At 48.2% G+C, this 22985-nt stretch carries 20 protein-coding genes; 4 read left to right on the forward strand and 16 right to left on the reverse strand.

Annotation, left to right across the window (positions count from 1 at the left end; translation table 11 throughout):
• Positions 1 to 46 precede the first annotated feature (46 nt).
• The 11 genes from L2713_RS06470 to L2713_RS06520 form a co-directional block, all read right to left on the reverse strand.
• Positions 47 to 595, reverse strand: a complete 549-nt coding sequence (locus L2713_RS06470) for a DUF3833 domain-containing protein (protein WP_248967328.1) — start codon at positions 593 to 595, stop codon at positions 47 to 49.
• Positions 583 to 1155 (reverse strand): chalcone isomerase family protein, encoded by a 573-nt coding sequence (locus L2713_RS06475; RefSeq protein WP_262251083.1) that lies wholly within the window; start codon positions 1153 to 1155, stop codon positions 583 to 585. Before L2713_RS06475 ends, L2713_RS06470 begins: the two co-directional genes overlap by 13 nt.
• Before the next feature lie 54 nt (positions 1156 to 1209).
• A complete protein-coding gene (locus L2713_RS06480) occupies positions 1210 to 1746 on the reverse strand; it encodes a DUF2878 domain-containing protein (RefSeq protein ID WP_248967330.1) in 537 nt (178 codons plus the stop codon).
• A gap of 21 nt (positions 1747 to 1767) precedes the next feature.
• Positions 1768 to 3024: an SAM-dependent methyltransferase gene (locus tag L2713_RS06485; RefSeq protein ID WP_248967331.1), complete on the reverse strand. Its 1257-nt coding sequence runs from the start codon at positions 3022 to 3024 to the stop codon at positions 1768 to 1770.
• A gap of 1 nt (position 3025) precedes the next feature.
• Entirely contained in the window at positions 3026 to 3817 is a 792-nt protein-coding gene (locus L2713_RS06490; protein WP_248967332.1) for a DUF1365 domain-containing protein, read from the reverse strand.
• Positions 3814 to 5064, reverse strand: a complete 1251-nt coding sequence (locus L2713_RS06495) for an NAD(P)/FAD-dependent oxidoreductase (protein WP_248967333.1) — start codon at positions 5062 to 5064, stop codon at positions 3814 to 3816. Before L2713_RS06495 ends, L2713_RS06490 begins: the two co-directional genes overlap by 4 nt.
• Positions 5061 to 5861, reverse strand: a complete 801-nt coding sequence (locus tag L2713_RS06500) for an SDR family NAD(P)-dependent oxidoreductase (RefSeq protein WP_248967334.1) — start codon at positions 5859 to 5861, stop codon at positions 5061 to 5063. The genes L2713_RS06495 and L2713_RS06500 overlap by 4 nt, the downstream gene beginning before the upstream one ends.
• Complete coding sequence (locus L2713_RS06505; protein ID WP_248967335.1) at positions 5861 to 6307, reverse strand: nuclear transport factor 2 family protein; 447 nt, start codon at positions 6305 to 6307, stop codon at positions 5861 to 5863. The genes L2713_RS06500 and L2713_RS06505 overlap by 1 nt, the downstream gene beginning before the upstream one ends.
• Before the next feature lie 45 nt (positions 6308 to 6352).
• Positions 6353 to 7834 carry a deoxyribodipyrimidine photo-lyase gene (phrB, locus tag L2713_RS06510; RefSeq protein ID WP_248967336.1) on the reverse strand — a complete coding sequence of 494 codons (1482 nt, stop codon included), beginning with the start codon at positions 7832 to 7834 and terminating at the stop codon, positions 6353 to 6355.
• Positions 7827 to 8927, reverse strand: a complete 1101-nt coding sequence (locus tag L2713_RS06515; protein ID WP_248967337.1) for a MerR family transcriptional regulator — start codon at positions 8925 to 8927, stop codon at positions 7827 to 7829. Before L2713_RS06515 ends, phrB begins: the two co-directional genes overlap by 8 nt.
• 74 nt (positions 8928 to 9001) lie before the next feature.
• Positions 9002 to 9955: a YbgA family protein gene (locus L2713_RS06520; protein ID WP_011625604.1), complete on the reverse strand. Its 954-nt coding sequence runs from the start codon at positions 9953 to 9955 to the stop codon at positions 9002 to 9004.
• A 201-nt stretch (positions 9956 to 10156) separates the two neighbouring features.
• On the opposite strand from L2713_RS06520, the gene L2713_RS06525 reads away from it, so the two are divergent.
• Positions 10157 to 10666, forward strand: coding sequence for a hypothetical protein (locus L2713_RS06525; RefSeq protein ID WP_248967338.1), 510 nt, complete (start codon positions 10157 to 10159; stop codon positions 10664 to 10666).
• Positions 10667 to 10955: 289 nt separating this feature from the next.
• On the opposite strand, the gene L2713_RS06530 is transcribed toward L2713_RS06525, so the two are convergent.
• A complete protein-coding gene (locus L2713_RS06530) occupies positions 10956 to 12185 on the reverse strand; it encodes a DEAD/DEAH box helicase (protein ID WP_248967339.1) in 1230 nt (409 codons plus the stop codon).
• Between the two features lie 149 nt (positions 12186 to 12334).
• On the reverse strand, positions 12335 to 14971 hold the full coding sequence (locus L2713_RS06535) for a bifunctional diguanylate cyclase/phosphodiesterase (protein ID WP_248967340.1): 2637 nt from the start codon (positions 14969 to 14971) through the stop codon (positions 12335 to 12337).
• A gap of 417 nt (positions 14972 to 15388) precedes the next feature.
• Between L2713_RS06535 and L2713_RS06540 the strand changes: the two genes are divergently transcribed.
• Positions 15389 to 17806 carry a Lon protease family protein gene (locus L2713_RS06540; RefSeq protein ID WP_248967341.1) on the forward strand — a complete coding sequence of 806 codons (2418 nt, stop codon included), beginning with the start codon at positions 15389 to 15391 and terminating at the stop codon, positions 17804 to 17806.
• A gap of 67 nt (positions 17807 to 17873) precedes the next feature.
• On the opposite strand, the gene L2713_RS06545 is transcribed toward L2713_RS06540, so the two are convergent.
• Complete coding sequence (locus tag L2713_RS06545) at positions 17874 to 18941, reverse strand: alkene reductase (RefSeq protein WP_248967342.1); 1068 nt, start codon at positions 18939 to 18941, stop codon at positions 17874 to 17876.
• Positions 18942 to 19070: 129 nt separating this feature from the next.
• Here L2713_RS06545 and L2713_RS06550 point away from each other — a divergent pair, with 129 nt between their 5' ends.
• Entirely contained in the window at positions 19071 to 19652 is a 582-nt protein-coding gene (locus L2713_RS06550) for a TetR/AcrR family transcriptional regulator (RefSeq protein ID WP_248967343.1), read from the forward strand.
• 104 nt (positions 19653 to 19756) lie between these two features.
• Here L2713_RS06550 and L2713_RS06555 read toward each other — a convergent pair whose 3' ends face one another.
• Positions 19757 to 19981: a TIGR02922 family protein gene (locus tag L2713_RS06555; RefSeq protein WP_011621944.1), complete on the reverse strand. Its 225-nt coding sequence runs from the start codon at positions 19979 to 19981 to the stop codon at positions 19757 to 19759.
• A 315-nt stretch (positions 19982 to 20296) separates the two neighbouring features.
• Positions 20297 to 21868 carry a methyl-accepting chemotaxis protein gene (locus L2713_RS06560; RefSeq protein ID WP_248967344.1) on the reverse strand — a complete coding sequence of 524 codons (1572 nt, stop codon included), beginning with the start codon at positions 21866 to 21868 and terminating at the stop codon, positions 20297 to 20299.
• A gap of 390 nt (positions 21869 to 22258) precedes the next feature.
• On the opposite strand from L2713_RS06560, the gene L2713_RS06565 reads away from it, so the two are divergent.
• On the forward strand, positions 22259 to 22981 hold the full coding sequence (locus L2713_RS06565) for a YebC/PmpR family DNA-binding transcriptional regulator (protein WP_248967345.1): 723 nt from the start codon (positions 22259 to 22261) through the stop codon (positions 22979 to 22981).
• The last annotated feature ends 4 nt before the right edge of the window (positions 22982 to 22985 follow it).

Raw genomic sequence — 22985 nt, forward strand, 5'->3', positions numbered from 1 at the left:
GTCAGCCTACTGTAATAAACGAAAAATTATTAGTTAGGCTATACCGTTAATGCTTTTGGATCACTAAGGTCACTTTGGCGACAGTGACGCCCCATTTAATAATATCGCTTTGGTTAATAATGGTATTGTCGTTCACTAAGTACATCCAATCATCAAAGTGCACTTGGTATTCATCACCATCTACGGGCAGTAGCATATCGTAGCGCCAACGCAGCGCACTGCCGCTCGCCTCCCCTTCCGCGGTACCGATAATATCGTCAGCCGTGCCAGTGTATTGCCCTTCTCCTTGGGATTGAATGCGCCAAATGCGAGTTTGGGTTTCACCATCATCATAAACAAACCATTCTTTGATGGTGCCTTCCGCCCCCTGCCAACTCGCCTCCATGGTGACATTAAACCGACGTATCACTTTGCCACTGAAGTTCTCAACAATGCCCGATGCCTTAAGCGGGCCATTAAAGAAGCTTTCTAACACTAAGGGGGGATTAGTATCTCGATAGTCACTCACATCGACGCTGGAGCAGCTCGTCAAAAGACTAGCCATCAACAACCCCAAGATGACAGGCTTACCCCAGTTAAGCTTTAGCAATCGCATGATTTTTCTCCTAATAATTGCGCCCTTAAGGTTGGCCGGCTGGTATTGGTCGATAACCAAATCGCCAGAAATGCTTCGGCTAATTTGGGATCTTCGATAACGCCAAGTGGCTGACCATTGAAAAAGAACTGACTGCGCTGCACATCGATGAGTTTGAAACTTAAATGATCGCCAGGCACAACATTAGGCCAAATCCCCTTAAGTAATTGCAGCCAATTGGCAATTTCATCCTTGGTGTAGCCTAAGTGTCGCCACTGATCTGCCGTCGCCTCTAACAGATCATTCGCCTCAATATCACGATAATATTCAATGTCTAATAACTGCGGATAAATCCCGCTCTGGTATTTACCCGTAGTAGTCATCAGCTTGGCTTTATAGACATTAAACCAGAGCCAATCCATCTCACCTCGGCCAACCTCAACCAGCCCTGAGGCCATAGTATTTTCGATGGCCGCTGGCGTGGCGCTATATCCTGCGACTGGCAGCATTAATCCACACAGAGCGCCGACATATCGCTTTTTTAACAACATCGCTGACAAGATAGATGAAAGATGAAGCATCAGATTTCTCCAGCAAGACAAGGATTAACGACGATATAAACGCGCCTAGATAGTTCACCCCATAGACCTATGGCTGCGCGAGAGTTTGATGAAAAGAGGCAGTAACACAGCCCAAATAATTGTGAGAAACACCGCAGAAACGCCCTCTCCATAGGGAAGGCTCACGGCATGAAATGCGGCCCCAGCCAAGTAGCTAAGGCTGCCGAAGATTGCCCCTAAAATAGCTTGTAATACAATCGTAAAGGCGCGGATAAGCTTAAGGCTATGCTGCAAACTCACAGCAAAATGCAACCAGAGACACGCCAACCAAGCGGGAAAAACGGAAAATTCAAATACACCGGCCAACGTAAGCTGGCTATCAACCGCCATACCGAGTAACCCAATCTTAAGCATTGTGCTTAAGTCCCGCGGGATAGCGGCGGCGCTTTCAACTCGCGGCAGTAATATAAAATGCAGCACTAACAAAGGGATACTCAGTAACAGCGCGCGATTGCCGAACAACACGCCAGTCCACCACACACACTGAAAACTCAAGGCGTTATAGAGTATAAAGCCCTGATGCTTTGAGATATTGAGTATGTTTCCCGCCATAGAGGACATCTCATCACCACCTTAGTTACCGCTCACGGCATTCGGCAAACGGTAGTCTGGGCGCACCGCAACCAAATGCACTGTGCTCGTGGTGCGCTCTAAAAAGCCTCCTTCGCAATAACTTAAGTAAAACTTCCACATGCGGATAAAATCGTCGCCATAGCCAAGGGCTTGCACTTGCTCAATGGCGCGGTCGAAATTGTTGTGCCAGTCCCTCAGCGTCTTGGCATAATCGAGGCCCATATCATCAATCGACCACACCTGCATATCGGTGCGCTTGGCCAAGTGTCCAACCATTTGGTGAACCGAAGGCAAGCAACCGCCAGGGAAAATATATCGCTGAATAAAATCAACACCCTTGCGATAACTGTCGTAACGTTGGTCGGCGATGGTAATAGCCTGCAATAACATGCGGCCATGGGGTTTGAGTAAGGATTCGAGCTTTTTAAAGAACCCCGGCAGGTACTCATGGCCAACGGCTTCAATCATCTCGATAGACACTAGTCTGTCATAGGTGCCGCCGAGATTACGGTAATCCTCAGTCAATAAGGTGATGCTATCGCTTAAGCCTTCCCGTTCGACTCGCGCTTTCGCGTAAGCATATTGCGCATCCGAAATCGTTGTGGTCGTCACGTGCACGCCATAATGCTTGGCGGCGTAAATGGCTAAGGCGCCCCACCCCGTTCCGATTTCGAGTAAGGTCTGCCCAGGTTGTAGGTCGAGCCGCTCACAAATGGTTTTCAGTTTATGTAGCTGCGCCTGCTCTAGACTCGCTCCGCTATCGGGATAAAGAGCGCTGGAGTACAACATTTCGCGATCTAAAAACTGCTCATACAAGGCATTACCTAAGTCGTAATGGGCCAAGATATTACGTTTAGAACCCTGCTGTGAGTTGCGATTCAGCAAGTGTTTCATACGGTTAACCGATCCAGTCAGCCAACCGAATTTCGCTTCAATCTTATCGAGCAAGGGCAGATTGCGGGCAAACAGCTGCACCACCTTAGTGAGATCCGGGCTAGTCCAATGACCTTGGATATAGCTTTCACCGGCGCCAATGGAGCCCGAAAACATCGCTTGGCGATAGAAGCTCGGATGCTTCACCACCAGGGTGGCATGTAAATCACTGTGATGCTCACCAAAGCGATAGCTCTTGTCGCCCTCCACTAAGGTTAAACAGCCATGAGGGAGATTTTCTAATGCTTTAAGCAGTAGCTTACGGGCCAGACTGTCAGGCAATTTTGCCGTAATAACAGAAGATTGCGATGCAGTGTTTTCCATCTTATTTCTCCACTTGGACTGGATGTGGCACAAAAGGTACGCGCTTAAAGAACAGCTTTAACGCCTGCCAATAAATTCCACCGAAGATTTTCAGCGTCATAAATGGAAAGCGAAACAACAAGGCGCGAAGGGATTGAGCATTGATAGCTTGGCGAGTCATCGACAGGCTGGCATTGAACAAACGCTTACCCGTCTGATTAGGTAGATTCTCGATGCCAATGTTTAAGCGTTCAGCGGGCGGTTCAACATGCCATTGGTAGCGCATATCAAGGTTCATAAAAGGCGAAACGTGAAACACTTTATCCGTAGTTTTAGGGGTGAATAAATCCACTAAATAACAGTGACGTTGGTCCCACGGGGTGTTACTCACTTCGGCAAGCATATATAGAGGCTGTTGTGCTTGATAACAAAAGTAAAAATTCACTGGGCTGAAGTACACGCCAAAGTGGCGAATCTGCCCAACAAACAACACTCTGTCGCAAGGCTGGTGACCGCCTAACTCAGCAACTTGCTCAAACACCCGCTGCTTAAGGGCATAGCTGCTTGGCTCGTTTATCTCAAGCTGCCGACTCTGGTTATCCCTTGTCGTAAAAGTACAAAGGTAATCCTTGGGATTAAATCTGAGTAGCGCGCGCCGCTGACTGGCGAAACTGCGCCCCATGGCACTGATACTATCGACCTCGTCTAAATCAATCGCCAGCAACGCCATTTGGTAGCTAAAGTGATGTTTTACTGGCGTATAGCGACTATGGGTCACGCTGCCGTAGTAAATACCGCTATTGAGCTCACTCATAGCGTAACCCCAAAGTGAGCGCACACATCTAAGGCGCTGCGGACACCGTCTTCATGGAAACCATTGTGCCAATAGGCGCCCGCAAAATGGGTATGGTTTTGGCCCGAGATTTCTTCCCGGCGCGCCTGCGCCTGCAAACTCTGCTCATTAAACACAGGGTGCGCATAGTTAAAACGGCGTAGAATTTTGGCTTCGTCAATCAGCTCTGTCTGGTTAAGCGTTACGCAAAAGGTTGGTGCGTCGCTTGGTAGGCGCTGCAGAATATTCATATTGTAAGTCACAGAGGCGGGGCGTTTTTGATTGCCATCCAAACGATAATTCCAGCTGGCCCACGCCGCCTTGCGCTTAGGTAAAAGGTTGGTATCTGTATGTAAAACCACCTCATTATTTTGATATTGCAAGTCCCCCAGAATTGCTTTTTCGGCCGAGCTGGCATCGGTTAACATCTTAAGCGCTTGGTCGCTATGACAAGCGAGGATCACCTCATCGAATTCCTGCCACTCACCATTCACATAGAGTTTTACGCCATCAGCATGGCGTTCGATGGCACTCACTGGGCTGTTTAAATGCAGATTGTCTTTAAAAGGGGCAATTAAATCAGGAATATAACTGCGTGAGCCCCCCTTAAGCACATACCATTGCGGTCTGTTACTGACGTTTAATAAGCCATGGTGCTCAAAGAAACGGATAAAGAAGCGCAGCGAAAAGGCGCGCATATCTTCGATGCTCGATGACCAAATTGCCGCGCCCATGGGCAAAATATAATGTTCGGCAAAAAAGTGAGAAAACTGCTCGCGGTCGAGAAACTCACCCAAGTTACCAGCGGGGTAATTATCCTGCTGATAAATCGCCTTGCAGCTTTTATTAAACCGCACAATTTCATTTAAAAAGGCCCAAAAGCGCGGATTCAGGAGGTTACGCTTTTGGGCAAACAAACTGGCAACGTTATGGCCATTGTACTCAAGCCCCGTCAGGGCGTTGTGCACACTAAAACTCATTTCAGTCGGCAAAATACTGACATTTAGACGGGCTAACAGCCTCTCAAAACGGGGATAGGTTCGGTCGTTAAACACGATAAAACCAGTGTCTATCGCATAGTGTTTACCAAGATGCTCCACATCCACGGTCGCGGTATGGCCGCCTATATAGTCATTGGCCTCAAACACAGTAACCTTGTGGGATTGGCTGAGTAGATAGCCACAGGTCAGCCCTGAAATTCCCGTCCCTACAATGGCAATATTTTTCATCGTCCTGCATCCTTAAGCGCCCTTGGCTGGTTATCCCGTTGGATCATTTTTTGCCAAACCAAGGCAGGTAGAAATGACATCAATTTCAATAAATAAGTAAATCGTTTGGGGAAATGGATCTCGGTTACGCCGCGCGAGAGCCCACGGCGAATTGCCGTTGACGCCGCCTTTACATCGACTTGCATCGGCATGGCAAAATCATTCTTGGCCGTTAGAGGCGTCGCCACAAATCCTGGGCAAATCACACTCACAGAGATCCCGTGTTGAGCAAGGTCAAGCCTTAGGCTAGCGGCCAAGTACTGCACGCCCGCCTTAGAAGCGCCATAGGCCTCCGCACGGGGAAAGGCTAAATACGTCGCGCTCGAACTCATCAGAGCCAAGCGCGCGCCTCTTGGCATTAAGGGTAAAAACGCGCCAAGGCAGTAGCCCATGGCTATCAAATTGGTGTGCACGACACGCTCAAACAATCTGTCGTCGAAGTGTTTAGCGTCATCGATATACTCGCAGCCACCGGCATTGAGGATCACCAGATCTAACTGACAGGCGCACTGAGTCAGTACATCTTTGATACGGAGAGCATTCTCTTGGACTTGGCTGCGCTCACTAATATCAAAGCTGATGCAAGTCGCCCCAATCAGCACGGTTTCGGCAAGGGCATCGAGCTTGGCTTTATCTCGCCCGCAGGCAATCACATGCCAGCCTGCGGCGAGATAATCCTTGGCTAATTGCAGCCCAATTCCCGAGCTTGCCCCTGTGATCAGCACAGTGTTGATTTTGTGGATCTGCACTGAGGTCATCACTTTGCCGCCCTGTCTTTAAGCAAGCGAATGAGTCCGCCCATACAAGGTAAATGCTCGTATAGCATTTGCCCTAAGTCGAAATAATCCCGGTGAAAGTAAATCCGCTGGTGAAACTTAAGCTGGCTCATGCCATCGACTCGGATGAGTTCGCCCTTGTTTAACTTGGGATGGCGATATTGCATCTGCCAGAATAGCGAAGCTTGGGAGTCATCTTGCAATACTTCTTTGATTTCAAAGTGAATGTAACCAACGTTTTTGTAGAGTTTGGCAAAATACTCAGTCAAAGCAATTAAACCATTCACTTGATGCATAGGATCGATAAAACAAATATTGTCATCGTAGACCTGAGCCAACAGATGCAGATTGTCCTTGTTTAATGCTTGATAGAGCGCGATAAACTCATCAACCACACCGCTCTGTTCAATCTTCGCTTGGTTTATCATCCAGATAACTCCCTAAGGGATAAGTTGTAAGGTTGAGCCTATGGCCTAGGCCTTTTTCAGCACCCCAAGTACCGCTAGCGCCCTCGCCCTTGCCGCATTGTGCTCCACAATCGCACAGGTATAAGCCGAGTCAGACTCCAGCGTTGGCACCTCAAATAACGAAGGCGTTTTTTGCATATTGGGTTGGTGCAAACGCTTGATTCCCCAAGATGCCAGCTCTGGTAAGTACTTACGGATAAAGCTGCCATCTGGATCAAACTTTTCGCTCTGGCTGATAGGATTAAAAATGCGGAAATAAGGCTGGGCATCGCAGCCACAGCCCGCCGACCATTGCCAGCCACCGTTATTAGCCGCCAGATCGCCGTCGATAAGATGCTGCCGGAAATAGCGTTCCCCCCAGCGCCAATCGATAAGCAAGTGTTTGGTTAAAAAGCTCGCCACCACCATGCGCAGTCGATTGTGCATCCAGCCGGTTTGATTAAGCTGGCGCATCGCCGCATCTACAATCGGATAGCCCGTTTTGCCCTCGCACCACGCCAAAAACTCAGCTTGGTTGTTGCGCCACTGCACATGGTCGGCCTGACGATTAAAGTTGTGCCCCTTGGATAAATCTGGAAAGGCGACCAACAAATGGCGATAAAACTCCCGCCAAATCAGCTCATTCAACCAGGTTCGCCCAGGGCTAGTATCATCGACAATCACCTCGGGAAAACGCCCAAGCAGCGCCGCGATACATTGCCTTGGGCTGAGCACGCCCAGCGCCAAATAAGGGGATATGACGCTGGTCCCCTCGAGAGCGGGAAAGTCCCTATCCTGTTTATAGTCTTGGGCTTTTTGCTGAATAAATGCGGTAAGAATACGTTTTGCCTGCCCCTCTCCCGCCGCCCATTGCTCACTCGAGGTTAGCTTGCTGGTGAATGGGAAACGTTCTTTAAAACTGATTGGCTTTGGTTCAGGTAACATAGGGCCAAGCGGCGCAGGTACTGCAAGCGGCAAAATGGCGCGCTTAGCGGCAACTTCTCGCCACTTGCGGCTAAAGGGCGTGAACACCTTATACATATCACCGCTTAAGTTAAGCACTGTGCCCGGCGGCAATAGGCAATGCTCGTCGCTGAGCACCAAGGGAATCCCCCCATCGAGACAGGCTTGGTCGCGCTTTTGCTCGTTGATTTCGGGTTCTCGCCCCGCAAACACCCGCTCAACGCCAAGCTTTTCGCAGTAACTCGCTAAAAAAGCGGGCACCTCTTTAAAGCTATCGAGTTGAATAAGCTCAAATTCAATCCCTAGGCTTGCGAGTCCTTGGGCGAGCAAATTCACATGCCGCTGGATAAAATCAATCTGGATCGGCGCCATATCGTGGCTGAGCCATTGGCTCGGAGTCGCAATATAAATCGCCCTGAGTTTTGCGCCCGTCGCTTGCCGCACCCAATCACAGGCAGCCGTCAGCGCTTGGTTATCCGTTAGACGCAGATCCTGGCGAAACCACATCAACGCGTGCTTTGCCGCTTGGGGTTGATTATCACTCATCGGCTTGCCCTCCTTGCTCCGCTTCGGCCGCGTTTTTGTTCTTACGTAGCTGTTTCTTCTGTTGCTCTTTTGCCGCCGAAACTTGGCTAACCCATTCAGCCAAGTCTGGCGCCATAAACGCTGATAAGGCCGTGAGAGTCGGTGCAAAGGGGCCGATGAGATAACAGGAAAGTGGCATTTGCTCGAGCAAGCTTTGCAGCTCGAAGATTTTCGATGGTGGATGATTCGCCTCAGGCAGTAGCAAGAGAGCGTCCACCTTGAGCCGATTATTGATAAGCCCAAGGCTTGTAGTGTCAAGCACGCCAAGATCAATGACTGACACTCTTAACTCTGCAAGTTCTAAGCGTAAAACCAGGCTATACAAGCGATTAGTCATACTAGAGCTACTTATGCTTGAGTTGCTTGTGCTTGAGTTGCTTATGCTTGAGTTGCTTGCGCTCGAGTGAATCATGTTCGAATAACCCGCGTGCAGCTCTGCCGTTTTTTGCCCTTGGATAGATGGCAAACACACGACACCGATTTGCGCCAAACTGGCCTGCCCGGCAAAACTGGCGCGCCCTCCGATGCGACTGGCTAACTCACTTTCTAGCCATGCAAGCAACAGCTCGGCATCTAAACGAGGCTCAAACAAAGCAGGTAACTGCGCCATCCAAGCCAGCAACAATTTTTGTTTCACTAATTGAAAGGGATATAAGCCAAGGGCTTCATCAAGGATTTGGTGCAGCTTTGATTGATCCAGTTCAAACAGCGCACTATTTAAAGCTGTGATCTGCTCCTGCCACAAATCCCCCTCTTGCAATGGGGTGCTATCAGCCTCGGTCGCAAGCGCCGAACTCATCAGTAACGGTTTGACCTTACTGATGGCGACCCCCTTGGCTAACCATGCATTGATCTCATGGATTTGTTGAATATTTTCAGGTGTGTATAACCTATGGCCCTTAGGCGTACGCGCAGGGATCACCAGCCCAAAGCGGCGCTGCCATGCTCTTAACGTTACCGCGTTAACCCCTGTGAGTAACGACACTTCCCCTATCGGGAGTAGCTCGCGACTCTCGAGGTTTTCGGCCTCAACCTTTGAATCATGTTGTTTCATGTCAATCACTTAACTCGTTAATCTTAATGCATTATCTAATCGTTCAGGTGCGTATTTTCGCCAGCTAACTGTGATTAATAGGCATAGCGCAGCTTTAATTCCTCGGGATGGGGATTTAAGTACACTTGATCCTCAATATAGGGGGTGGGGAATTGGCGCAAATAGTGGTTAATTAAAGTGATAGGCACCAGCAAAGGGAGAAGTCCTTGGCGATATTTCATAATCATTTCAGACAGTTCTAACTTCTGTTCCTTATTCAAATGCTTTTTAAAATAGCCCTGAATATGTTGTAAGGTGCTGGTATGGTTTCGACGGGTCGCATTGATTTTTAAGGCGGTCATAAAACCCGCAAAATAGCGCTCGGCGGTTTGATCTAAGTCTTCAATATTGGCCACAATCGGCCCAAGCTCTCGATACCATTTTGGGCTATGGGCCATCAACAAATACTTATAGCGGGAGTGAAACTTGACTAACTTGTGCTTGGTTAGGCCCTCATGACACATCTTATGCCAGTCGTGATAGGCATAGACTCGGGTAAAAAAGTTCTCCCGCAGCACCATATCGTGCAAGCGCCCCTCTTCCTCGACGGGGAGATAGGGGTAGCGTTCCATTAATTTACGGGCAAACACCCCAATGCCTGATTTAGTGCCATTATTGGTACCGATTTTGTACTCAGTCACCCGTTCCATACCGCAGGTCGGCGATTTGGCGCAGAGTAAGTAACCGCCTAAAAAGCCTAATTCCTCAACCTTTTGCTCGCTAAAGCGATTGAGTTTGTCGGTGACATCTAAGCTGCCGTCACCGCTCTGCACTCGGATCTGCTCACCATCGCGCACTAATCGAATGCTTTTTCGCGGTGCACCTAGGCCGATCGCCATTTCTGGACACAAGGGGACATAATCAAAAAAGGGGGCAATCTCTTGATTACAATAGGAAGAATTTTTATGCCCACCGTCAAAACGCACCTTCTCCCCTAGTAGGCAGGCACTGATCCCAATTTGAATTCGCTGCGGATTAAACTTGTACATAATGCTATTCCTTGTATCACTTTGAATAATATTACGGACCATTCTTGTACAAGGATCAAGTTTTTGTACAAATTTTTATAAAATTTTTCTGACGCTAAAAATCCAACGAAAGTCGCTAGGGCTTGGCCTTGATATTGCTTAGTTTATTCGCCCGATTGGCGCGGCATCAGGAAGTAAACATCGACGAGGGAGAATAAGGAAATGACGGTCATCAATCCCAATAGCTATGCAGCCATTGCACTAAGCCAGCTAAAATCGGCTCAGACTCAACAAACGCAGGGCGTACCAAGCACAGCGGCCAGTTCGAGCCCTCAAATGACAGCTCCGCAAGATACTGTCACCCTATCGGGCGGCGTGACTCGAAGCGCTGAAACCAGTGATACCTATAGCCAGCTTGCGCCCAATGCCAAACAACATTACACCAGCAATGTGCAAAATATTGCCGGTACAGAAGAGAGCGCAAAATCCGAAGACAGATTAGCGGAAGCCATGCAGGCTATCCTCGACAAACGCACCGGAGTCGACAGGGAAAAACTGAAGCAGCTAGAAGAAGAAATGGCGAAAATTGCCGCCAATGACAGCTTATCCGAGGAAGAAAAGGCCAAGCAGATAGCGCTACTCGAAGCCCAAAAAGCTGAGCTAATTAAAGAAGCAACTGAAAAAAATGAAGAGCGGCAACGCAATAATCAAACTGAAGTCTATTTTAGTTAATGCTTAACGCTCAACGCTCAACGCTCAACGCTCAACGCTAACAATCTGAAAAACAAGACCTTGATTAGCAAGTCACTAGACACACAATGAGCGAGATGCGACCCCAAATGCCATCGGCAGCGTGAGAACCGTGAAAGATAAGTAAACTGCCGCGCAAGATAACGGCGGAGTCGTCAACGGTTGAAAAACAAAAATCCGCCCCATCTCTGGGGCGGATAAGTATCTAAATCAGGACTTTTGATAACGCTTTCAACCCATAAGTTAAACCATACCAATAAGCAAACTAGCGTTACCGTTTCTTACCGCCTAAGGCGCGCTTCTTAGCTCGCTGTTTTTGAGCCGCTTTACTATTGCGTCTTGGCTCGGGCTCCATTTTATTAAAATCAGGCTCAAAGCCGGGATACCATTGCTGCGGCAGGCGTTTATCGAGCAATGCTTCTACCTCTTCAAGCAGCAGTGCATCCTCTTGGCTAAACAGCGTAATCGCCAAACCAGTGCTACCCGCACGCCCAGTGCGACCGATACGGTGAATATAATCTTCGGCAATAAAGGGTAGTTCGAAGTTAATCACATACTGTAAGTCGGCAATATCGAGGCCACGAGCGGCAACATCGGTCGCGACTAAAATCTGCACTAGTCCTTGTTTAAAATCCTTTAAAACCTTCTCCCTTGCGCCTTGGGATAAGTCACCGTGAAATGCCTGCGTTGCCACCCCGAGTTGATTGAGCTGAGTGGTCAGTTTATCGACACCCTGCTTAGTGCGGCTAAAGATCAGCACTTGCTGCCAATTTTTACTGCGCACTAAATGGCTGACAAACTCGGTTTTACGGTCATTGTCGATGGCATAAACCCGTTGCTCCACCTGTGCGGCCGTGGTATTGCGTTTCGCGACTTCGATAAGCTTAGGATCACGCAACAGATTTTTACTGAAACCGAAAATCGAATCGTCTAAGGTGGCCGAGAACAGCAATGTCTGTCGCTGCGCGGGCACTTGCTTGAGCACGGCTTTGATTTCATCCATAAATCCCATATCGAGCATACGGTCGGCTTCATCAAATACCAGCACACTCAAACGCTTAAGGTTAAGTGCGCCTTGACGCAGATGATCGAGCAGGCGCCCTGGCGTCGCGATAAGCACATCGATGCCGGCCTTAAATTCGGCTTGCTGAGCCTCGATACTCACGCCGCCGTAGGCAATCCCGATACGAATATTCGTGTCTTTGGCATATTTCACAAAACTCTGCTGCACTTGCACCGCTAACTCACGAGTCGGCACTAGCACTAGGGCTCGAATATCTTTAGGGGCATCTTGGCTTTGGTTATCGAGGAGTAATTGCTGCAAAATCGGGAGAGCAAAGGCTGCGGTTTTCCCCGTTCCCGTTTGTGCGCCTGCCATCACATCCTGTTTTGCCAAAATAGCTGGAATGGCTTCAATTTGGATAGGTGTGGGCTGCTGATAGCCAAGTTCGGCTAAGGTATTCACTAACTGAGAATGTAAGGAAAGCGCGCTAAAAGACATGGAAGATCACCAAAAACATTAATGGCGCCATGTTAACAGACAGCCGCTAGAGCGACCAGTTGCATTGCATCTGTCAGTTGCTCACGGCGTTAATCATGCCCAATCAGCCTTATGGTCGATAGACGCGCTCAGACTTTCACTAGACGAGCTTAGGCTTTCGCTAAAAACGCCTCAACATCCACAGGTAATAGCGGACGGCTGAATAGATAGCCCTGCGCCTGATCGCAGAGGTTTTGGGTTAAAAACTCGGCCTGTGCTTGAGTCTCGACCCCTTCTGCCACTATCTCTAACTTGAGCGCATGCCCTAGGGCAATTACGGCTTTAGCGATAGCGGTATTATTGGTGTCGAAGGGAATATCCCGCACAAAGGATTGGTCAATCTTAAGTTTATGAATCGGCAGTTTTTTCAGATAGTTAAGGGAGGAATATCCGGTACCAAAATCATCGACCGAAAGCTCAATGCCAAGATCCCCTAGCAGCTTTAAGTCGCGAATCGCCACATCGGGATTGTGCATCATCACGCTCTCAGTCACTTCAAGCTCAAGGCAAGTGGCGGGCAATCCTGTTTGTGTCAGGATGCGTTTCACATCCTCAACAAAGGAGCTACGTTGTAGCTGTTGTCCGGCAACGTTAACGGCGATTCGGCCAAAGGGTTTCCCCTCTGCAAGCCAACGCACGCCTTGAAGGCAAGCGGTTTCGAGTACCCACAAACCTATATCGTAAATCAGCCCGATTTTCTCAGCGACGGGAATAAACACCCCAGGGGAAATTTGCCCCAATATCGGGTCATTCCAACGTAGTAGCGCCTCAACCCCTATAGTTTTACGGCTGACTAAATCCAATTTAGGCTGATACATCAAATACAAAGCGTTTTGCTCAAGGGCGCCATAAAGCGCACTCTGCAGTTTTAGATGCTCAAAGGATTGCTTAGTGAGCGACTCAGTGTAAAAAGCAAAGTTATTGCGGCCTTCACTCTTCGCCCGATACATGGCGGCATCGGCGTTACGCAGTAAGGTATCGGCATTACTGCCATCATCGGGATAGATGGATACTCCCATACTGGCTGTCAGACGCAGATGATCCCCAGTGCTGACCACAAAGGGCTGTTCAAACACTTGGCGTAATTGGTTAATGGCCGCTGCGGCATCCTCATGGCTTTGAATGCCCGAGATCAGCGCCACAAACTCATCGCCGCCAATTCGCGACAACACATCTTGCTCCTGCAGCTGACTGCGTAACCGCTTAGCCAGCTCCACCAGCATTTCGTCGCCAATACTGTGGCCGAAACTGTCGTTAATGTGTTTAAACAAATCCACATCAATAAACACTGTGGCTAGTTGGGCATTGAGCCTTTTTGCATGTCTGAGTTCCTGTTTGAGCTGCATCATCAGCTTCATGCGGTTTGGCAGATGGGTCAAAGGATCGAAATAAGCTAAATGGGCTAGCTGGGCCTCGCTCTGTTTTTGAGCGGAAATATCGGAAAATACCGCCACAAAATAGCGCACATCACCTAACTCATCATAAATGGTGCTGATGGTGATATTTTGCGGGAAGATAGTGCCATCCTTGCGGCGATTCCAAATTTCGCCACTCCACTTCCCCGTCTCGAGTAAGTGATCCCACATGGCATCGAAAAAGCCTTTCTCGTGGCGACCCGAGTTAAATAATCGTGGATTTTGGCCGAGCAACTCTTCCCGCGAGTAGCCGGTGATTTCATAGAAGGCACCATTCACATCGGTGATATTGCCATGCCTGTCGGTGATCACCACACCTTCGAGGGTATGTTTAAACACATTGGTCGCCAGCGTGAGCTGCTCTTCCACCTCTTTATGCTTGGAGATATTACGGGTCATGCCAATGACACCAGCAAGCGCGCCCTCAGAAGTCATGGCTGGAATTTTAAGGGTTTCTAACCATAAGTGTTTATTCTGTTTTTCACCGTCTAAACACTCGGCGACGATAATCGGTGTCCCCGCTTCAATGGCAAGCCTGTCACCATTGAGAAAAATCTCGGCGATTTCTTTACCAAAAAGGTCTTCATCCGTCTTGCCGACAATTTCACTGCGTGGCAACTCCCAGGCTTTCTCAACACTATGGTTGCAGATGGTATAAACACCTTGGGTATTTTTAACCCAAATATGTTCTTCAAAACTATCGATAAAGGTTTGTAGGTCAATGACATCGGGCGCATAGACTTGCCCGCGCTGCGCCTCCAAGGCGTATTTATGCTGCTTTAGCAACTCGCTCAAATTGAGCTGTAGGCTATTGACCGTGAGCGAAGCCAATTGCAGCGCCCTATCCCCTAAATGTAGAGGATCGCTGTTATACACACACAAGACGCCAAAATGTGCCCCCGAAGTCCAGAGAATAGGCAGGTAAATCAAACTGCCAAGCCCAGTATCGCACCATTGGAGATTGCTGCTGATATTTTGGATCAAGGCGCGCTTATAGGCACACGCCTGGCGAATATCCTCGGGAAGGTCCACCTGATGGTGACTAAAGGTGCGTGATTCATTGAAAGGGTTATAAGCAGTGTCAGCAGAGGAAGCGACTTTGACTTTAGGAGTGGCATTTTGATGTAAGGTTAAATGCGCTTTAAGATTAAAATGCCGAATAAGGGCTTCAATATCAGATGATTGGCATTGAGACGACTGAACTAATAGACGATAGTCACCCGCCACACTGGCCTGTAGGACCACAGCATGTGACTGAGTCATATCGGCAATCAACTGCAAGTCGTTTGCCCAATCCGTCAACTGTTTTTGTGAAATTGCAACATCAATCATAAGCTTGCTTACTGTAGCCTCTACAATTCCATTTTGATTGAGGGCATCACGCGCCCTCACCTTCACACGCCGCAATCCAGCCTTGATAGCCACCAGCTTAGATTCATCGCTTTAAGCGTTTCTACGCGCTAACCCGCACAGCATCTGGGTAGATATTACCGCAGACACTCAATCATCGTCATTCACTAATACATAAATATTTGGCCCAATCGCCGATTACTTTGTTTCAAATAATGATACGAGGAAGCCAGCAAACCTAACACAATGAAAAGCAATGCTTTTTCATCTTATCAATCTGCAAAAATCCCTCAATCAGCCACGACACTGATTTAAATACAATTTAGCGCCTTTTGATTGACAACAACATTATCCTATTGTCTACAATGGAAATAATCAGGATGAAAAACAAGGATCTCTATGCCTACCGTGCCCACAGCAACACCCGCCATCCCGTTAACGAGTCAACAGCTTTATCGTAAATCTGAACTGAAACAGCTTAACCCTGAGTGCCAGTCTACCGCTCAGCTCACGCCACTGGATGATATTGTTGGGCAGGAACGTGCCCAACAGGCGGTGGAATTCGCCATGGGGATCAAGGAAAAGGGCTATAACATTTATGCTATTGGCCAAAACGGCTTAGGTAAACGCACTATGATGCTGCGTTACCTAAATCGCCATGATCCCATTGAACCGTCACTGTTTGACTGGTGCTATGTGGTTAACTTTGACGATACTCGCAGTCCTAAAGTACTCAAGCTGACCGCCGGAACGGGGCAAGAGTTTAAAAAGTCTATCGAAAAACTCATGCTAAAACTGGTCAAAGCGCTGCCCTTAGCCTTTGATAACGAAATGTATTATGCACGAGCTGAAAAGCTCAAAAGCCAACTGGCACAAAAACAAGAAGCGGCGCTAACCGAGCTGAGCGAAGAAGCAAAACAAAAAAACATTAGCCTCAGTTTAACCTTGCAGGGCGATTATCAAATGGTTGCCCTCAATGGCGAAGAGCCCCATGACGAGGTCTCCTTTGGCGCCTTAACCGAAGCCGAGCGCGCCCAGTTTGAAAGCAATATCAATGGGCTCGAAGTTAAACTTCGCGGCATCATTCGACAAAATACCGAATGGGAAGAAGAGTTTAGCGATACCCAACAGGAACACGACGAACAAGTCGCTAAAGATGTGCTAGTGCACTTTTTCAAACCCTTGAAAGACAAATACAAACATCAGCCCGAAGTCAGAACCTTCTTAACGGGTATGCAGTCGGATATCTTAAGTAATTTAGATATTTTCCTTGAGGAGAGTGAAGAGCAACTCGCCCTCGCCTACGCCTCCCTTGAAAAGAAAATGCCACGCCGCTATCAGGTCAACGTCATAGTATGCCAAGGGGAGCAAAAATTCCCGATTGTGGTCGAAGAAAGCCCAAGCTACCACAGCCTGTTTGGCTATGTTGAGAACGCCACCTTTAGGGGCACAGTGTTTACCGACTTCTCACTCATCCGCCCAGGAAGCTTACACAAGGCCAATGGTGGCGTGCTGTTGATGGATGCCATCAAAGTACTGGAGCGCCCCTATGTGTGGGACGGCTTGAAACGCGCACTGCGTTCGCGCAAGTTAGATTTAAGCTCCTTAGAGCGGGAAGTCTCACTCTCAGGCACTATCTCATTGGCGCCGGAACCTATTCCCTTAGATGTGAAGATCATTCTGTTTGGGGATCACGAAACCTATCAGCTTTTACAGCATTATGATCCTGATTTCAGTGAGTTATTTAGGGTTACGGCCGATTTTGAAGATGTGATGGACAGAACCGATATCTCGGAGGCGCAATATGCACGATTTATTTCCAGCATAGTCCACGATAACAATATGTTGCACTGTGACCGCAGCGCCATCGCACGCATCATCGAATACAGCTCCCGTGAGGCGCAGGACCAACAAAAGCTGTCGCTGCATTCGGCAAACATCGCCAATCTGCTTAGGGAATCAAACTTCTGCGCTAAGGCCGCCGCAAGTCAATGTATTGAAAAACAGCACGTTGAGCAGGCACTAAAAAACCAAGAGCAACGGGTCTCACGCCTGCACGACAATATTATGGAGAGCTTTATCAACGGCACGACATTAATCAATACCCACGATAAAGTTGTAGGCCAAATCAATGCGTTATCAGTGATATCAACCTCAGATCATCAATTTGGTCTGCCGAATCGTATTACCGCCACCACCGCCTTCGGTAAGGGTGAAGTGCTGGATATTGAGCATAGGGTTAAGCTCGGCGGCCGCATTCACTCTAAAGGGGTGTTAATCCTGACGGCTTATTTGGCTTCGGTCCTTGGAAAAACCGCGCAAATCCCCCTCACCACCTATCTCACCTTCGAGCAATCCTACAGCGGTGTCGATGGTGATAGCGCCTCGATGGCCGAATGCTGCGCCATCATCTCCGCCATCAGTGAGTTGCCCTTGAGGCAGGATATTGCCATTACTGGGTCGATGAATCAGTTTGGTGAGGCCCAGCCCATCGGCGGCGTAAATGAAAAAATCGAAGGCTTTTTCGATGTGTGTAAGATTAAGGGCCGCTCATCGAGCCAAGGGGTAATTATTCCCAAATCGAATATCGCCAATCTCATGTTACGCCAAGACATTGTAGAAGCGGTTGAGCGTGGAGAATTCCATATTTGGGCGATTAGCCATGTCACCCAAGCGATGGCACTACTCCTGGGCAAGGCGGCGGCGACCTTAGGAGGCGATGATGGGAAACACACAGGCCATTATGCCCCAGAGTGCGTATTTGGGATTGCCCAGCAGAAACTTAATGCCCTGAGGGCGCTCCCTAAAGCCAATTGATCGTTGGACCAAAAGCAAAAAGGGTTAGCTAAGCTAACCCTTTCTTATCGGTAATTGCTGCTCTGAGTTACACCAAGCTTGCTAGCATTTCATCGCTATAGGTCACCAATTCATGACCTTGGCGCACTCTTGCCACATAATCTGGGTTGGCAATAAAGGGGCGACCAATCGCAATTAAATCAAACTTATCAGCGGCAATCGCTTCACTGGCCGATTGGGCGCTGTAACCACCTACACCCACTAAGGTTTTGCCATAGTTAGCACGCACATAGCTAGAAACACGGCCATCTAAGTAATCAAATTCCATGCTGTCGTCGAAGATACCGATATGCACAAAGGCAAGTTCACGTTTTTCGAGCTCAGGTAATAGGTAGTCAAATACGGCACGGTCACGGTTATCGACAGCCATATTGAAATAAGCGCCGGGAGAAATTCGAAGACCGGTTCTGTCTTTACCAATACGCGCCGCAATCGCATCAACCACTTCTAAGGCAAAGCGTGACATATTGGCAGGTGTGCCGCCGTATTCATCGGTACGACGGTTGCTGTCATGGTGTAAGAATGCATCGATTAGATATCCGTTTGCACCGTGGATCTCAACCCCGTCGAATCCAGCTTCAATCGCGTTTTCGGCCGCTTTCGCATAATCGCGGACTAAGCCCTGAATATCTTCAAGAGTTGCCGCTTTTGGAGTGACATAGGTCAGCTCACGCATTCTGGGCACACTGCCCTCTACTTTTTCAGCCGAAGGCGCCAGTACATCGCCGCCACCGAAGAAATGTGGGTGTGCGACACGGCCTGTATGCCATAACTGCACAAAAATCTTGCCGCCGTTGGCATGCACAGCATTGGTCACTTTACGCCAGCCGGCGATCTGCGCTTGATTAAAAATGCCGGGCGTATTTGGGTAACCTTGACCATCAGGGCGAATGATCGTCGCTTCGGAGATAATCAATCCCGCTTCGGCCCTGCGAGCATAGTAAGCCACCATGTCATCGGTCGGCACTAAATCCACATCGGCCATACAGCGCGTTAATGGCGCCATTAAAATACGGTTTTTTAAGGTAATAGTGTCATTAAGTTTGTAGGTATCGAATAAATTACCCACGGAATTCGCTGCATGTTCAATCGTCATTGGTGTTGTCCCATTCTTGAATGTGCATTCAAGATATTCTTATTTGAACAATCATTCAAGAACATTTTTGAATGTTTGTTCAAAATTAGTTAGAATCAGCCGCAAGTATCGGTGAGAGGTGAGATTGCAATGCGAAACGCAGAGTTTGATAGGGCGCAGGTGCTCAGGGGGGCGATGGCCGCCTTTATGCACAAGGGATACACCAAAACCAGCATGCAGGATCTGACCCAAGCGACGGGGTTACATCCCGGCTCCATTTATTGTGCCTTTAGCAATAAACGTGGATTGCTGATCGCCGCCATCGAGCAATATCAGCAGGATAGAAACGAGCAGTTCAAACTTATCTTCTCCAATAGCCGTCCCGTGCTGGGTAATTTAAAGACCTACTTAGACAATATCGTGGTCGAATGTTTAAGCTGCGATAGCCAGCAAGCCTGTTTGCTCACTAAAGCCTTAAATGAAATTGCAGAGCAAGATGATGAAATCCAAAACATTATCAGTCAAAACCTCATGCTTTGGCAGAATGCGCTGACGGCACAATTTGAATTAGCAGCCTCCAAAGAGATGTTGCAAGGCGAGCTTAACAGTGTGCAGCGGGCGCAATACTTGATGATGGGCATTTATGGGTTAAGAACCTTTGCCCATACCCATCCGCAGGCGGAAATCCTGCAGCAATTGGCCGATAAATTGTTTGATGATGTCTGCAGATAAAAACGGCGTGCTTAGTTAGGCAGCCCCAAAAACGCAAAAAGGACGATAAATCCACTTATCGTCCTTTAAGTTTCAAGTGTTGCCAGTGCTATTTTTCGTTTTTATTAACCTATATTAGCCTGCGCAAATACCCGCTCACCGAGTGAGTTCAATATTTTACACTCACCTTCAAGCACGGCGATGATGGATTTTCCCTTACGAAAACTCGCAGGTATCATCACACGACCGGAATCGCTCACAGGTAAACCTTCTAACACCGCGTTGTGCATAATTAACCCGACTGGCGCGTCATAATACAAAACGGTAACTGTCGCTTGTGTTGCTTGCATAACTTTTAACTCACATTAAGCAGAATCTACTGCTATCGATCAAAGTGGCAAGAGTCTCCCTTCATCTCTTATAACAACAAAACTCCAAGATGCATTTTACCTTTTAAAATCAAAAAACTATAAAAACATCATGCGACAAGCCTAAATACAACCCTTAGGAAAATCTTAGCGCCATGAATATCCAGTTATTTAAGCACTTCGGCAAATAGATGCCAAACTATTTCTATTCTGTTAAGCAAATACGCGCCAAAGATCACAACTAGTCAACATTTTATTCTGCGTCGTTATGCAACAAATTTAGAATAAACACACTAATTAAGATTTCGCCTTAAATCCGACCCTAAAACCGCCCCAATGTTTGCCATTGACATAAATCGGGACGGACAAATCATGCATCACTTCCCCGGTATCTCGCTTATAGGTTTGCAGCAGCACAGGCTCAGTATGGGCGCCGCAGCGTATTCCGGTCGGGTCGTTAAACAAACGCTTAGTGCGATTATGCACCATATCAATTTCTACCTTACCAGTTAAGGCTTGGCTAAAGCGTTTATTGTGGGTCGGGAAATAACCTTTTCTATCCACGGCGCCGGCATACACTATCTCACTGTGCTTGGCGAGGATCGGCTCTTGTATGGCTGGAAAATGTTGATCGGTATAGCGGTCAAAGGCCGTGCTGTACTTTTGTGGCTGAGTATTCGCAATTGGTTGATATTGTGGATTAAACAACTCAGTCTCGGTAAAACTACGATTAGCTAATCCCTGGGAGAGTTTTTCGCCACAGGCTTTAGCCGCTTCATTGGCGAGTAATAACACTTGTTGGTCAAAGGTATGGGTATCCCAATTCGCTAGGGCTCTGAAAATACCCTCAGTAGTTAATGACAGAGTAAACGCCTGTTCCGAGAGTTTGTGGCTTTGCTTGCCTGTGACGTTAAGGGAGTCGCGGATCTGGCTCACCGAACCGCTTATCTCGTTGGTGGTATGGTTATATTGTTTGAGTGAATCTTCCATATCACCCAGAGCCCGCGCCGAATGGGTAACGGATGTCGAAATGTCGGTAAAGTGGCCATCGAGTGTCCCCATCGCCATCACCACATCGGCGGTTTGCGAGACTACCCGCTCCATCAGTCCCGAGGTTTTATCGGTTTCGGCGCGGATCTCGAGCAGCATCTTGCCAATATCTTTGGTTGCGCCCGCCGTTTTGCCCGCAAGGCTGCGGACCTCATCGGCGACCACGGCAAAGCCACGCCCCTGCTCTCCCGCTCGAGCGGCCTCAATGGCAGCATTGAGGGCGAGTAAATTCGTTTGCTCGGCAACCGAGTTAATCACCTCGGTAATCTTTTGAATTTGTTCGGCTTTAGATTTTAATGCTTGCACCTGCTGTGCAGCGGTATTGATGTCGCCACTGAGGGATTCTATCGCCGATACGCCCTTTTGTGCTTGGGTACGCCCCTGCACACTTAAACGCTCCGCCTCTTGAGTTTGCCCTAAAATATGCGTGGCATTGTCGCCTAACAGTGCCGTGGTATGGCTTAACTGTGACGCCGCCACCGCAATGGCACTGGCATGTTCGCCATTGGACTCGATGGATTTATTTAATAGGTCAATAAAATGCGATACCTCGGCCGAGCCAATCGCAATCTTACTGGTTTGTACGCTGATCTCATGCTCTGGCGAGTTAACTGATTTGAATGCCTTCGTTACTTGCTCAGCTTTGGGCGTGTAATGGCTCACTAAGCGCTGCACTATCCACAGCACCCAAGCACAGACAATTCCCCCCAAGATCAGCGCCTGCGTGAAACCAGACAGTGCTATCGCGTTGAGAAGAAGGCTACTGAGTACGACTAAAACAAAGCTGAGCGCAATGGCGACTTTATGTTGTAATTCCATAATGTTTCTCACTGAATACACGCACTAGGGGAGTGAGAGAAGCGGACATTCACTGGCTATCCTTTGCCATCCGATTCGCAAAGCTTTGCGAAATAGGCAAGATCGAGAACGATGAAGTGAGTCTATCCCTCTGACTAAATTGAACTATTCGCCCATAGGAAATATAAACTATCTTGCTATCATCAGCACTCTATCGCGCTTATGGCATTAGACCTTAGTATAGATATTACCGAATTGCCTATTTCCCCAAGTCAAAAGTGTCAGCAATAAATGCCATCTTAAAATGTGGTATCCATCGCTTTATCCGCAATAATTCCCGCGAGAGTGACTGCACAATCAGACTTAAAACTGCTAATATCGGCGCAATTTTTTTGAGCTAACGAGATCAAGATGGGCAGAGCATATCAAAACCGTAAAGAATCCATGGCGAAAACAGCTGGCCAGAAAACCCGCCTTTACTCGCGCTACGGTAAAGAAATTTACGTAGTCGCTAAGCAAGGTGGCGTTGAGCCAGACGGCAACTTATCACTTCGCCGTTTAATCGAACGCGCTAAGAAAGACCAAGTGCCAGCACACGTTATCGAACGTGCAATCGATAAAGCCAAAGGTGGCGGCGGTGAAGATTATGATACAGCCCGTTATGAAGGTTTCGGCCCAGGTAACTGCATGGTTATCGTGGACTGCTTAACCGACAACGTAAAACGTACCTTCACCGAAGTGCGTCAAGCCTTCGTGAAGAACGATGCCAAACTCGGCACCCCAGGCACTGTAGGTCACATGTTTGATCAATCTGCTGTTTTCGTATTCCCAGGTGAAGACGAAGATGCCATCCTCGAGATCCTGATGATGGCCGATGCCGATGTAAACGACGTGGAAGTGGAAAACGGCATGATCAGCGTTATCGCGCCACACACTGAGTTCTTCAAAGTGAAAACCGCACTGACCGATGCGATGCCAGACATCAACTTCGAAGTGGAAAACATCACCTTCGTACCGCAAAGCATGACCCCAGTGTCAGGTGAAGATGTTGCAACCTTCGATAAGTTTATCGCCGCATTAGAAGATTGTGACGACGTACAAAACGTGTATCACAACGCAGACATTCAAGAATAAGTTG

Source organism: Shewanella seohaensis (assembly GCF_023283775.1).
GTDB classification, from domain to species: Bacteria; Pseudomonadota; Gammaproteobacteria; order Enterobacterales; family Shewanellaceae; genus Shewanella; species Shewanella seohaensis.

What these genes read in the sequence shown, in the direction of transcription:
- L2713_RS06470 (WP_248967328.1), bottom strand. Translation starts at nt 595, where the DNA reads ATGCGATTGCTAAAGCTTAACTGGGGTAAGCCTGTCATCTTGGGGTTG.
- L2713_RS06475 (WP_262251083.1), bottom strand. Translation starts at nt 1,155, where the DNA reads ATGCTTCATCTTTCATCTATCTTGTCAGCGATGTTGTTAAAAAAGCGA.
- L2713_RS06480 (WP_248967330.1), bottom strand. Translation starts at nt 1,746, where the DNA reads ATGGCGGGAAACATACTCAATATCTCAAAGCATCAGGGCTTTATACTC.
- L2713_RS06485 (WP_248967331.1), bottom strand. Translation starts at nt 3,024, where the DNA reads ATGGAAAACACTGCATCGCAATCTTCTGTTATTACGGCAAAATTGCCT.
- L2713_RS06490 (WP_248967332.1), bottom strand. Translation starts at nt 3,817, where the DNA reads ATGAGTGAGCTCAATAGCGGTATTTACTACGGCAGCGTGACCCATAGT.
- L2713_RS06495 (WP_248967333.1), bottom strand. Translation starts at nt 5,064, where the DNA reads ATGAAAAATATTGCCATTGTAGGGACGGGAATTTCAGGGCTGACCTGT.
- L2713_RS06500 (WP_248967334.1), bottom strand. Translation starts at nt 5,861, where the DNA reads ATGACCTCAGTGCAGATCCACAAAATCAACACTGTGCTGATCACAGGG.
- L2713_RS06505 (WP_248967335.1), bottom strand. Translation starts at nt 6,307, where the DNA reads ATGATAAACCAAGCGAAGATTGAACAGAGCGGTGTGGTTGATGAGTTT.
- phrB (WP_248967336.1), bottom strand. Translation starts at nt 7,834, where the DNA reads ATGAGTGATAATCAACCCCAAGCGGCAAAGCACGCGTTGATGTGGTTT.
- L2713_RS06515 (WP_248967337.1), bottom strand. Translation starts at nt 8,927, where the DNA reads ATGAAACAACATGATTCAAAGGTTGAGGCCGAAAACCTCGAGAGTCGC.
- L2713_RS06520 (WP_011625604.1), bottom strand. Translation starts at nt 9,955, where the DNA reads ATGTACAAGTTTAATCCGCAGCGAATTCAAATTGGGATCAGTGCCTGC.
- L2713_RS06525 (WP_248967338.1), top strand. Translation starts at nt 10,157, where the DNA reads ATGACGGTCATCAATCCCAATAGCTATGCAGCCATTGCACTAAGCCAG.
- L2713_RS06530 (WP_248967339.1), bottom strand. Translation starts at nt 12,185, where the DNA reads ATGTCTTTTAGCGCGCTTTCCTTACATTCTCAGTTAGTGAATACCTTA.
- L2713_RS06535 (WP_248967340.1), bottom strand. Translation starts at nt 14,971, where the DNA reads ATGATTGATGTTGCAATTTCACAAAAACAGTTGACGGATTGGGCAAAC.
- L2713_RS06540 (WP_248967341.1), top strand. Translation starts at nt 15,389, where the DNA reads ATGCCTACCGTGCCCACAGCAACACCCGCCATCCCGTTAACGAGTCAA.
- L2713_RS06545 (WP_248967342.1), bottom strand. Translation starts at nt 18,941, where the DNA reads ATGACGATTGAACATGCAGCGAATTCCGTGGGTAATTTATTCGATACC.
- L2713_RS06550 (WP_248967343.1), top strand. Translation starts at nt 19,071, where the DNA reads ATGCGAAACGCAGAGTTTGATAGGGCGCAGGTGCTCAGGGGGGCGATG.
- L2713_RS06555 (WP_011621944.1), bottom strand. Translation starts at nt 19,981, where the DNA reads ATGCAAGCAACACAAGCGACAGTTACCGTTTTGTATTATGACGCGCCA.
- L2713_RS06560 (WP_248967344.1), bottom strand. Translation starts at nt 21,868, where the DNA reads ATGGAATTACAACATAAAGTCGCCATTGCGCTCAGCTTTGTTTTAGTC.
- L2713_RS06565 (WP_248967345.1), top strand. Translation starts at nt 22,259, where the DNA reads ATGGGCAGAGCATATCAAAACCGTAAAGAATCCATGGCGAAAACAGCT.